Origin of the sequence: Haladaptatus sp. CMAA 1909 (genome assembly GCF_043952005.1) — an archaeon.
Lineage (GTDB): Archaea > Halobacteriota > Halobacteria > Halobacteriales > Haladaptataceae > Haladaptatus.
This window is the reverse complement of the sequence record NZ_JBIOAV010000007.1, coordinates 33,590-45,674: the sequence shown is the minus strand read 5'-3', so window position 1 is coordinate 45,674 and position 12,085 is coordinate 33,590. Positions and strand designations below refer to the sequence as shown.

9 protein-coding genes are annotated in these 12,085 nt (G+C 50.6%); 5 read left to right on the top strand and 4 right to left on the bottom strand.

Annotated elements, in window-relative coordinates:
* The first annotated feature begins 361 nt into the window (after positions 1–361).
* From ACGYLY_RS28025 to ACGYLY_RS28005, 5 genes are all read left to right on the top strand, one after another.
* Positions 362–1,342: a twin-arginine translocation signal domain-containing protein gene (locus ACGYLY_RS28025; protein ID WP_395286043.1), complete on the top strand. Its 981-nt coding sequence runs from the start codon at positions 362–364 to the stop codon at positions 1,340–1,342.
* 41 nt (positions 1,343–1,383) lie between these two features.
* Entirely contained in the window at positions 1,384–1,581 is a 198-nt protein-coding gene (locus ACGYLY_RS28020) for a hypothetical protein (RefSeq protein WP_395286044.1), read from the top strand.
* A 935-nt stretch (positions 1,582–2,516) separates the two neighbouring features.
* Complete coding sequence (locus tag ACGYLY_RS28015; protein WP_395286045.1) at positions 2,517–2,807, top strand: AbrB/MazE/SpoVT family DNA-binding domain-containing protein; 291 nt, start codon at positions 2,517–2,519, stop codon at positions 2,805–2,807.
* Positions 2,804–3,247: a PIN domain-containing protein gene (locus ACGYLY_RS28010; protein WP_395286046.1), complete on the top strand. Its 444-nt coding sequence runs from the start codon at positions 2,804–2,806 to the stop codon at positions 3,245–3,247. The genes ACGYLY_RS28015 and ACGYLY_RS28010 overlap by 4 nt, the downstream gene beginning before the upstream one ends.
* A gap of 267 nt (positions 3,248–3,514) precedes the next feature.
* Positions 3,515–4,120: a tyrosine-type recombinase/integrase gene (locus tag ACGYLY_RS28005; RefSeq protein WP_395286047.1), complete on the top strand. Its 606-nt coding sequence runs from the start codon at positions 3,515–3,517 to the stop codon at positions 4,118–4,120.
* 303 nt (positions 4,121–4,423) lie between these two features.
* Here the strand turns inward: ACGYLY_RS28005 and ACGYLY_RS28000 are convergent, their stop codons facing one another.
* The 4 genes from ACGYLY_RS28000 to ACGYLY_RS27985 all read right to left on the bottom strand — a co-directional run bounded on the left by ACGYLY_RS28000 (position 4,424) and on the right by ACGYLY_RS27985 (position 11,888).
* Complete coding sequence (locus ACGYLY_RS28000) at positions 4,424–4,714, bottom strand: zinc ribbon domain-containing protein (RefSeq protein ID WP_395286048.1); 291 nt, start codon at positions 4,712–4,714, stop codon at positions 4,424–4,426.
* Between the two features lie 1,881 nt (positions 4,715–6,595).
* On the bottom strand, positions 6,596–7,795 hold the full coding sequence (locus tag ACGYLY_RS27995) for an orc1/cdc6 family replication initiation protein (RefSeq protein WP_395286049.1): 1,200 nt from the start codon (positions 7,793–7,795) through the stop codon (positions 6,596–6,598).
* A 1,332-nt stretch (positions 7,796–9,127) separates the two neighbouring features.
* Positions 9,128–9,946 carry a phosphatase PAP2 family protein gene (locus ACGYLY_RS27990; RefSeq protein WP_395286050.1) on the bottom strand — a complete coding sequence of 273 codons (819 nt, stop codon included), beginning with the start codon at positions 9,944–9,946 and terminating at the stop codon, positions 9,128–9,130.
* A gap of 103 nt (positions 9,947–10,049) precedes the next feature.
* Positions 10,050–11,888 (bottom strand): ABC transporter substrate-binding protein, encoded by a 1,839-nt coding sequence (locus tag ACGYLY_RS27985; protein WP_395286051.1) that lies wholly within the window; start codon positions 11,886–11,888, stop codon positions 10,050–10,052.
* Positions 11,889–12,085 lie beyond the last annotated feature (197 nt).

Below are 12,085 nucleotides of genomic sequence, written 5' to 3'. Positions count from 1 at the left end.
TAGTCTGCGTTCTGGGATTTCAGCGCGTTTCAAGATGCGTGATTTGTTTGATAACCGAAATAGAACGTGCGACGGCAGCGAGGTCGATTTGTTGAATTTGGCCGATTTGGGTGATTGACTTCCTGTGGGCAGTATAAGCAGAAGTGGAATCTGACAGGTAGATGTTAGGTACGCGCATTTCTTTATCTGCCCCAGCGAAAGCCGACAGCCAATGGTTTTCTGTACTTTTCTACACAATATCTATATTATACCATTATGAATATAATAAAAATTTATTAAAATATTATAAAATATATCTAACCTATTATATAAAATTGATTTGAATAACTTTATTATATATAACCTATAGATTTTAATTGTAATGGTTGATAAAAAATCAAATATACATGAAACAGCGGAACAGATTACTGAAGCAGTTGATAATGGAGGAGGATGCGTGGAAGCTTGGGAAGCTATGTCCGACCTTCGGGAAAAGGAGCAATCAAACCGCAGAAATTTTCTGAAAGGGATTGGTGCTGCAGGAGCTGGTGCATTTGGGCTTGCAGGTATGGGCACCACTCTAGCCACCGCCGAGCCAAGTAATACCGAAGTCACACAAGTACTCCGCTCAGATGACGTACAAACTATCTTATCCGAACTAGGACAGCCAGATATCGATCCTGGTACTGTAAATAAGCTTGTCCCTGAGAATAAAGTAGACGATGAACAAATAGATAGTTTAGAAGTTTTTGAAATTCCAACCGATTTCGGCACTATCCGTTACTCAGTAAATGAGAGCGAAGCTGGAGCACAGTTTAAGTTCAAACAAACTGGTTCGAGACCTCAAGAATATCGGAAAATCCCTCGAAACATCAGGTCCGGACTGGCTGCTACAAATAATGAGCTTATTTTTATTCGTGAAGCAACAACAAATGAGCGGCAGCACCTTGATAATTTGATAGATGTAGATATTACGGATGATAACACAGAAGTGGTTAAAACATCAGATATAAACGGATTTAGAGTTGTTACTCAAGCAAAAGGTGAGAAGGAGAGCCCTACAATATATGATGTTATTTTCGAAGATCGCGATATAGCTGACAAACGTGGCGAACTATCTTCTAATGATGCTAACTACTCATCAGATGATGTATCCATACAGCAGCAAATGGTGGCTCAAGGTTGCCTCTCCTGGTGTGTCGGCTGTGTTGGGGTACTTACAACTGGGTGTCCTGCTTGTGCTTGGTTCTGTTACGGTGTCACAACAGTTCCTGGTGCGATACTCTGTATTGGTTGTTGGACCGGAACCTGTGGGATAGTTCTCCCAGTTACATGTGGAAAATGTCTTGACTGTGGAACCTGAGTAAAAGAAAGAAATATAGCTATCAGTCTATAATAGAAACCATGGAAATCAACTCGCAACACTTGATCATACTTGGTGTGCTAATTACAATAGCAGGTTTTGGAGCATACTCTGCTGGTCTCTATGAAAGCCTTGGAACAAACCCAGAGGGCTTACTGATAGCGATTCTTGTTGTTTCATTAGGTCTTCCACTGATGTACCAGAGCTATAGAATTAGGAAAATGCAAAAGTCAGATTAGCAATATGCATTAGTCAAGAGAAGCGTCAACATTCGTCGGAATGTGACTACAGACTGCGCTTATCACTCACACTATTCTCAAAGTCTTGCGTGCCAGGAAACCGTATTAAGATGTTGGATTTAGGTTTGGAAATAACAAAAAATGTACCAGTCTGTACTGAGAAACTGCAGGATGACACGGAATGAATTATGTTGTATTTGGACTATTAGACTACCTTATCACACCCGTTGTTTTTGAATAATAATGTTTGACGATCAATCCTAAAATTGACTGCCATTGGTATCATTAACTACGACACTCGACGCAATTCTATCCGCTATCACAGTATCCCACATCTTGAACGAGATCGAACCTACACTAGCGAGATAGGATAATGGATTTACGCTACTTAAAATAACTACCATTCCGAGCACAATAGCATCAAAATTGTTGCCGAGTGTTCTGAGTGTGGAACATCGTCATTCGCTATCTCGAGGGGAGCTACTATCCAAAACGGCCGAAAAATTGAAGTATTTTGACAAGGCAGGGCGACATCATCTCGACGAACCGATCTCGGCTTCTCCTTAGTGCAACATGAGGCAGTGAAGAAAATAGACGCTAATCAATCAAGCGGGGGGAGACCATCCCCAAGGCCCTCCTGGATTCTGGGACCACAGAGGACGGTAAGTGGACAAAAGCTCAGCGTGGGCCGACCGCTTTTCTGCTGCCTGATTTGATAAGCGGTAGTGCCAATCACTTGAGAGGTTTGTGATCGATGTGCGTAGCATGCTGAGTCGCCCTTAGTACGTCCTGATTGCCACCGACCACGCGTCAATCACTTAGTGTGTATAGCGCGGAGATGCAGTGCTAGGTCCTCGCCGTAGTGGATTGGCTCTAATCGCCATTTGAGTATGACGAAGAGCTTTTGTAGAACCATCACCAACTGTAATACAGGAATGTCTAGTAATACTGATGAAGGGGAAATCATTCGTGTGTCCAAGAAGGGACAGGCGACGATTCCCAAGGATCTCCGGGAACGGTTCGGCATTGAAACGCCTGGGAAGGTACACATCCACGAAGAAGAGGGAAAGATTGTGGTCGAACCCCTCCCCTCAGTCGAAGCGATGCAGGGTGTCCATGCTGGCCGCTACGAGAGGGGCACAGTCCTCGAGCACCTGCAGGAGATGAAAGAAGCGGATAAGCACCGTGAACGTGAGCGCGATGAACAGCTTGAGCAGCACCAATGACGGACTACGTTTTCGACACAGAACCACTCATCGCGTACTTTTACGATGAACCTGGTGCTTCGAGTGTGACTGAGCAGCTTCAGGCGATCGACAGTGATCAAGCAAGTGGAGCGATTTCTCATGCCACCGCAACCGAAATTGTGTATAAAGTTGCGCGTCTGGAAACGGGTGATCCAAACCATAGCTCACCTGGTGAAGATGAGTTTGACGTCGGAGAGCAGGATCTGCGCATCCTGCAGGGCTTTGGAATGACTATTGAGACTCCGCCGTGGAGTACGGTTGCCCATATTAAGGGGGCAGGTGGCATTTCTCTTGGCGATTCATATGCTGCTGCGCTGGCAATCGAGAAGGAAGCGCTCCTTGTCGTTGGAGCAGATCCTGAGTTCGGCGATCTAGCAGATGATATTGACTTGCGTCAAATCCGTGAAGAACCAGCGTAAACTCCCTTTTCGTACTTGCTCCCGTCCACCGCAAGGTGGGCGGTCGTTCTTTCCGGCTAGGGGCTTTTCCTTGAACCCTGCCGATTCCATTCTCGCATCCACAGGAAAATTTCATCGCCCCGTTTTCTCACTCTGGTTTCGTGTTCATCCAAAAGCGTGCAACTAAAACAGTCGTCAATTCGTGAGACAGCCGAAATCACGCGACTCAACATATCGATAGCGCCGTCCCCAACCTCTATATTGCGCGAAATTAATGACTAACACGCAATGAAGACGGAACGGAACAAAGACGGCACCTACAATGTCTGGCTCAGTCGGGAGGAATATCGCGCGATCCCCCGCGCCGCCGACTCGTTTGAACACGAGATCGCCATTCGCCTGATGGGTGACTGTGGCCTTCGCGTCACGGAAGTGCTGGGCGTCACGCCCTCGAACATCTCACGGATGGACGACGGTCGCCACTACGAACTTGAAGTCACAAACGGAAAGGACACGACCGGAAGCTACCAAGGCGGGAAGCAACGCGAGACATGGCTTCCGGTCGAGGTTGAGGCAACGATCAATCGGTACGTCCAGCAGGCTGATCTTCGGGACGACGACCCCCTGATTGGACGGTCGAAACGCACCGTTCAGTACTGGGTTGAGAACGCTGCCGACCGCGCTGCCGACGAAACGGACAACGACGATTATCGGCGAGTGTCTACCCATGATTTGCGCCGCTGCTGGGCAAACCACCTACTGGTCAAGGAAAGTGTATCACCGCGCATTGTGATGGCGCTCGGTGGCTGGTCAAGCTATGACGCGATTGAGCCATATCTCGCTGCGCCCACTGAAGCGAATATTATCGCGTCGATGAGTGTCGTGGAGTTGTGAACAGCTAATCAAGGGCTGTGAACTACTACTCCTGATAAGCAGAAGTGAAGGACCCACGGAATCCCCAAATTGATCTGTGCGCGACGTTTTCTTACCCTGCAATCCAATCTCGCGACTCCACGACTGATCAGATACTCTGAACAGAGATGTGAGAAGATATCCTCTTTGTGAAATTTCAAAGTATTTGGAACTATATAATTGAGCGATTCTGTTGTAGAGAAGCGTTTCACGTCCTTTACTGGACACAGCTATTTACATCCTCCAGCGCGTGAAGACACGGGAATCCCGACCGCAGTTGGGATATTATGGTTCACGGTTACCAACTTGTTCTCGCGGGGCGAATCGGACCTCACGACGGTCGAACAAGTTTACCGCTGGTTGTGCTAACCAGCCGGTTCTCTTATCTTGTCCATCACAGGCGAGACTCGGAGCTACTTTTTGTCGAATGATCTCAGCAACGTTCACGTCGACATTCATCGCCATCTCGCATTCGTCGCAAACATACAACCAACGTTCAACCCACTGGTCGCCATCTGTGATTCCACAAACCGAACATGACTTCGACGTATTGTGTTCCGATACTAGCTTAACCACGATGCCTTCGGCTTCGACCTCGTCCTCAAAGAGCGTGTGAATCGGTTGAACACCCAGTCATGCAAGTCGAGGTTCCCGTGTGTACCCTGATTTCGTTGTCTCGAATTTCTTCGAGATTTCCGACGACGATAGTTCCGACGTGTCTCTCGACGCGTTCAGAAACGATGTATTTCATGAAGGTGTTGAGGAAATGCGACCGCCGGTCGATTCGTTTGCGATCAATTTGCATCCACTTCCAAGACCGAGAATCGTCACATTTCGCTTTCTCTTTCCCGAAATAGTATTCGTCTTGTTTCAAGACGTTGCTAGGAAATAGAATCTACGTGCCCCCGAACGAAAGCGCGACGAAATTGCAGATGTCGAGGTCAATCCCGGCTGTTTCGTTACCCGTAGTTCCGTGTCTATTGTGGTTCGACAGACGAATTGCAGTCACCACTCATTACGCTTGAGACGGCACGAACCTGCTGAATGTCCCATTCCGCACTGTCGCGGTTGACACGGCAGAGATCGTGAATCTCCTGTCTGACCGCTTCCCCATTGGTGGTATCTAACCAGACTATTTCAGGATCTCCGTACTCTGCATACTCTATGGGATCGATATCGTCGGGGTTCTCAACATCGTAGGTGCGTTATACTCTTCGTTCTCGGTGAGCGATTATCCAGGCCGGGGTTTGTACTCCTGGTCGCTCAACTCTGACAAGCGATTCAACCGTTGTATCCGAAGTATGCTTCATTCCGTTTGTACGTTGCTGGGTTCTCTGTCACACAAGTCAAGAGACCAATCTCGACGAGTCGTTTGAGATGACATTGAGCTGCATTCACAGAGCACTCTGCTCAGTCAGCGACCTCGGCAATACGGGCTGAGTCGGTGAGTTCGAGGGGGATTCGAATCGTAGTATAGCTACACCCCTCTCAGCCATCTAATTTCCATCATCTGGGAGTCACAAAGCCCGAAAACGGCAGTCTACAAATTAACGATATTCCGGGAATTCACTGGACAATAGGGGGTGTAGACTGCTGTTTTCGAATACCAAAAATGGTCGCCCTCGCGGGAGCGACAGGGGCACCCCTTTGGAAGCACTTATTTGGCGGTAAACGAACGAATAGACCCCTCTCGACCAAATATATCACCCATGAATCTTGACTCGTCCAAACGTACCACAGTTCGGTCACTCGCCCAAAACTCGAATTCACCGGTACATATTGGGTTTTAACGGTTAAATCGGACGTTTCAGGGTTTTCGTACACGGTCAGACCACACTCCATCAGATATCGGTAAATGCCAGTTACAGGAGTTTTACCGTAAGAATTCCTCAGAAGAAGAGATTTATCCTCCAAACGAATACGCCCCATATTGACCCTCAATAACTGATTTAATAACCGTACAAATTCGTTCTGTCTATCGATTAGGCGTGAATAATAGGATTCCAATTTCCCATTTATTATTAAGTCATATATGGCTGTTTCAGGCCTTAATTCGGCAGTTTAGACTGTCCCATTACCACCTCGATCAGACATACTTCTCACGAGACTCACCTTTTGAGTACACTCCCTGGATACAGCCCTTCTCCCAGGCTAGTTTCGGAGTGTACGCACATAGAGCATCGGCGAGCAGCACACTCGGGGCGAGAGAAGCACTTAATGAAGTAAGGAAACATGGGATAGAGTTTATCACGATCTTCGCTCGGTGAATCGCACGTACGCAAGCAGACAGTATGTTCCCAATCTCTGGTAGCGTTTCTAATTATCTTATTTTTGAATAGTAGCACAAATTAAATACCAAACGTCTCAGAGGCACGAATGTGGCGTAGTTGCTTTTAGTACCCAGATGGATTCTTGCGTGGGGCTGGTGTCAAGAGCGACCATTCTTTGGTGCCAAACCTACTCTTCAGTGACGAGTACTTTTTTCACGACCTTCGGATCCTCGAGAAGCCGATGCTCGGTGTAGCTTCCCTCTGCGCTCCCACCGCTCTGACGGGCTTGTTCGATAACGTCGAGGAACGCCTGTTCACGGAGCAGATCCCGAACACGGCGGGTCGAAAGCGGGTCGCTATCCATCTGTCGACAGACCTGTTCGTACACCTCGTACACTAAACTCGTGCGAAAGGCATCTACGTCGGGGTTGTCCAACGAAAGGATCGCGAGCGCTTGCAGCGCGTATTTCGAGTGTGGCGTCGCACCACGAATAAGTTCGCGGAACCGGTCGTTCTCCGCGCGTTCGCGGGCCTTCTTTACGTACTCTTCTCGGACGCGCTCCGCGTTCTCCGCCTGTGCGAGTTCACCCGCATATCGGAGGATGTCAATCGCCTTGCGGGCGTCACCGTGTTCCTGTGCAGCCTGTGCGGCGGCGAGTGGTATCGTCCCCGGTTCCAAAACACCGTGCTTGAACGCGTCGCTACGGGCCTCCATGATGGCTCGAAGCTGATTGGCGTCGTACGGCGGAAAGACGAACTCACGTTCACAGAGACTCGACTTAACTCGCTCGTCCATTCGGTCCTTATATTTGATCTTGTTGCTAATACCTATGACACCTAGTTTACAGTTTCGAAGCTTTCCTGCTTCCCCCGCACGGGAGAGTTGCATCAGGATGTCATCATTTTCCAACTTATCGATTTCGTCGAGGATAATGACGACGACATCGTAGGACTCATCGAGGATTTTCCAGAGACGCTTGTAGTACGTGGAAGTAGAGATTCCCTTGTCAGGAATCGAGATGTCCGTCTCCGACGTGTTCGTTGTACTCGCAATCGTCTGGACTGCCTGCGTTTCGGTGCTGTCCTGTGCACAGTCCACGTACGCGACTCCGACGGTGACACCCTCCTCATCGGCTTCGTCAACGAGGCGGCGAGAGACGTGTTTTGCACAAAGTGACTTTCCGGTACCCGTTTTTCCGTACAATAGGACGTTGCTCGGAGATTGGTTAAACAGCGCAGGATTTAGCGCGTTCGCGAGAGCAGAGATTTCGTCATCACGGCCCACGATTCGACCATGAGTTGGAAGATGGTTGATTTCGAGGAGCTCCTTCTTGGCGAATATGAGGTCCTCCCGAGAGAAGAGTTCATCCGAGTCGGCGTCGCTCATGGACACCACGTTTCCAGTGAAATCCCTTTACTGTTCCGGGCGTGAAACGACCGAGCGCTAAACAGAAAGGAAAGCTCTGTTTATCGTCCTGACAGTAGTCGCTCCACGATAGTAGTGGTCGCTCGGACATCTTCGCGAGAGGTACCGTCACCAATAACACGCCCGTCGTGTCGGGCGAGTGAATGGAGACACACACACCACGTTTCCAGTGAAATGGGTGAGAAAGGGGGGTAGGTAATGAAGCATCAGGAAAATATTGCCGCGAATAAGCATCATCTTCCTGAGAAGAAAAGCAAAGAGATAGAAAATTGTATATACTGGCAGAACGTTAAAGTCCATTAAGTTAATCACAATTAAATACCCTGTGATTTATCACAGATTGGTACACCTGAAATCAGGGTGGATTACTTTCCTGATCCGATTTCACTGGAAACGTGGTGTGTCAACCGTTCCGAGTAGGTCGGTGTGGTTCTCGTTTGAGTGTTGTTGTAGTCCCGCCTGAGTATTGTCGTGTTCCTATCCAGGTCTTGTCTCTCCTCGTGGACTATCCCTATCTTGCGGTTTGTTCGTCTCGTGGTGTGGTTTTGTGGATCGTCTTCACACCACGTTTCCAGTGAAATCCCACGGTGAAACACACCTCATTTCCAGTGAATTATCGTGGGTTCGTTCTTCTCCTGTCAGAATTTATTCTACTCCGCTCGGTCCGTTCTCTACGGTGGATGGATATCTGTTTTCGTGGTAGACACCTCGCTTCCAGTGAAATCCGTCGACCGTTCGGCCGTCGTTCGGCTGTCGTCCAGTGATCGTTCGGCTTTGGCCCTTGGAGGAGACCACGTTTCCAGTGTAATTTCTTCGCCTTTCCGGGATTTATCCACCGATGTACTGCGGTTCTTTGTCCCTAATTCCGAATTTTAAAACCCTTCATTTTCACTGGAAACGTGGTGTCTCCACGCCAATCACGACATTTCTTCATTCACACTTATTTTCACCCATTTCAAAGTGGAATTTCCATAAATATCAAAATACTGTCTATAGGTGGCAAAAATATTCCCTCATACCCCCATTTCATCTGCACCCTCACCACCCTTTTCCCCCATTTCACTGGAAACGTGGTGTGTGTGTCTCCATGCACTATGTCATCATTCCACATCGCATCGAACACATCATTCATTTCGTTATTCGGTCTATTTTTGGCCAATTGTCAAAGTCACTGAAAAAGAGCGATACTCGAATCACGTAACGATCTCTTTTCTGCTCCTTTCCTCTCTCTCTTCTCTTTCGCCCCTCCTCTCGCCTGCTCGTTGCTCTCCGTTTTCGTTGTCCGTTCCGGTTCTATTCTCCCTCCGTGTGGCCCCTGTGCGACTCGTCCGAAACGTACCGGTCCGCGATGAGAACGCTTCCAACGCCGAGGACACTGCCTGCACAGACATCAGTGGCCCAGTGGATTCCGAGATACATCGTGGCGAAGATGATACTTGCCGCCATAGGGATAGCAACGACGGTCCAGCGGGGGTAAGATTCACGAGTTTGAAACGCGAGAAGCGCGGAACTGACCGAAAGCGACGTGTGGAGGGATGGGAAGACGTTCGTGTTCGCGTTCACTTGCCCGGTCAGTATCTGTGACTCGGGATATGTCGAGTACAGCAGCGGATGAACGACGTCGGGTATCAGGTTTCGCGGCCCGTAGGAGATGAATAGGATGTAGCACACCAGCCCGAGACTGTAATTCACCGTGAACGCGACTGCAGCTTTCTTCAGCGGTCTTTCATCCGTCAGTGCGAAATACGCGATGAACGGAAATACGAGGAGGAACACGTAGCCGTAAATATACATAAATGAGAAGTACATCGTGAATTCCGGTCGTGCGATCGACTGTATCGTCCCGACGAAGTTGCCTTCGAACCCGTGAATCCGACTGGTGATGTTCCATCCGATGAGCCACGATAGTTCAGGCCCGTACTCGCGGGCAACCTTGTTCACCCCGAGAACGACCAGCAGGAGACCGAGGTGCGGGTACACGTCGCGGAGTCGCTCGCGGAACTGCCGACGTGCACGGTTGAGACCCGTCCGTCCGACGACGAACGTTATGGCAAGACCGAGCATCAGTAGTTCCCCGACGAGCACGAACCCGGTGATTTCGCCTAAGCTCACGCGTTATCCACCTCGTGATGGATACCCATCGACGACCAGTTCTCGGGTGTTCTCTGTTTTCTACGTCTCCATTGCTCACCCATCCAACCCCCGATTCGACCGTTCATCGTTGTAGTAGGTCCCCTCCGTTCGTGTACCGATACCCTGCATCTCTGAACGCCTGCTTCGCTTTTCCGACGTCGAGCGTTCCTCCTTCCCCGGGGAAGGGTAACTCCGGGTCCGTTCCGTTCCATCGCAACTCTGATGCACACGAGTCGTGTTGCGCCAACGGACTCGCCGCCGGTTCGGCGTACTGGCTGAACACGTCGTCGACGATGTAGCTCTTATCGAGCAACCGAGCGACCGCTCGCCGGAAGCGAACGTTGCTGAACGGTGCCTTTCGAACGTTGAAACCGACGTGATACATCGCTGGCGACGTATCGACGTGTAACTGGACGTTCTCCGAACGTCCGATATTGCGCACTTGGCTCGCTGTGACTCCCGTTGCAGTCCCATCGGCCTCGTCGCTTAGCACGAGTTTTGCTGCCGCCCCTCCCGAGGGCACGACGTGGAACTGTAACTCCTCGAACGCTGGGCCGCCCGCGTACTGTTGTAGGTACTCGGGTTCCGGCGTCGAATCGGCGTCCGCGTCCAGTTTTCCCGCACCCGTATCGAGATGTCGGAGGAAATGGTGATCGAACTGCTTGAACGTTAGCCACGTCTTCGTTTTCGCATCGCTGAACTGTAGTGGTCCGCTTCCGACCGCTTCCATGTTACTCCAAACGAGTGCCTCTGTCGTGGTCGAGTCGCCACCGAATCCGGCGATTTCCGCCTGTCCGTGTTTCGATTTCCAGATGTGCTTCGGCAATACGGGCGTGGAAAACGCCTTCGTTACGACGTCTCGATTGGCGTGTTCGAACTCGATCCGAACGGTCCGGTCGTCGATGACTCTCGCCGACTTCACCATCGAAATCGAGTCACGGAACCGGGGTGCTGGAACCGGACTTTCGAGCGATCCGAGCGAGGTATCTCCGAGGAATTTGTAGGTAAATGCGACGTCTTCTGCCGTGAGTGGCTTGCCGTCGTGCCACCACAACTCGTCCCGGAGATGAACCGTGACGGTGGGTGTGTCCGTAGCCGAGAGCCACTCCCACGAGCGGGCAAGCCATGGACGAACCTCGCCGCCTATCCGTCGTCCCAGGGAATCATACAGCAGGTCGAGTATCGTTTCGTCGCTTCGGAACTCCACCGCGAGCGGGTTGAGGTTCACCGTCGGTGCCGAATCCTGTATCGTCATTCGGAGCGGTTCCCCGTCGGCTTTCGCGCGTATCGAGAGATATCCAAAGAGGGAGTGAACCGTCTCATATGCCGCCCAACCACCGAAACTGTCCGTTCGCGTCGCTCGGATCTCGTCGGGAAACGCGACGACCGAAAAGGGTTGATCGCGCGCTATCGTCCGCTGTAGCTTTCGAAGCGTCTTCGTCCGCTTTTTTCCGCTCTGTTTTCGTTGAGCAGTGAGGAGGTCGTCGACACGGAGGTTCGCGTAACCGAACGGGTTCTGCCAGCCGGTTTCGGCGTCGAATCGGGAGTGGAGGAGCGTCCTGAGTTCGTCGGGATCGTCGATACCGGGATGCTGCCCGACGTAGCAGTCGAACGATTGGTTGAGGAGGACGTCTCGCCATAACTCGACGCGTCCCATCGGGACGACTTCGGCGGCGATACCGACTGTACGGAGTTGTCTCGCGAGGAACTGTGCGATGCGGATCGCTCGTGGATTCGCATCCGCGGGGAGCGTTTTTATCGAGAAGGATATCTGTGACGGGCTATCGCGGCTAACCAACGACCGTGCTTCCTCGATACACCCGCTCCCGAGCGTTATGCCGAGGGCGGCAAGCAGTTCACGTCGTCGCGTCTTCGGAGCGGGTTCTGCCGTGTGTCGATCAGTTTCCTTGGTTGGTGACATTGTAAGGGAGGTCCTCGTCACGCCGTTGGGACACCGTCCCGCTTGGAAGACGAGAGAGGGTCAGCGGTGGGACGAGACTGTGGGGAGTTGTGGCTGAAACGAGCGGTATGGGTATTGTTGTCTACAGAGAGTTGGAGTTACCCTTTTATTATTTATAACTTAACGTCTTTCTTTCCTTTCTCTGGTGAATGTTCTTT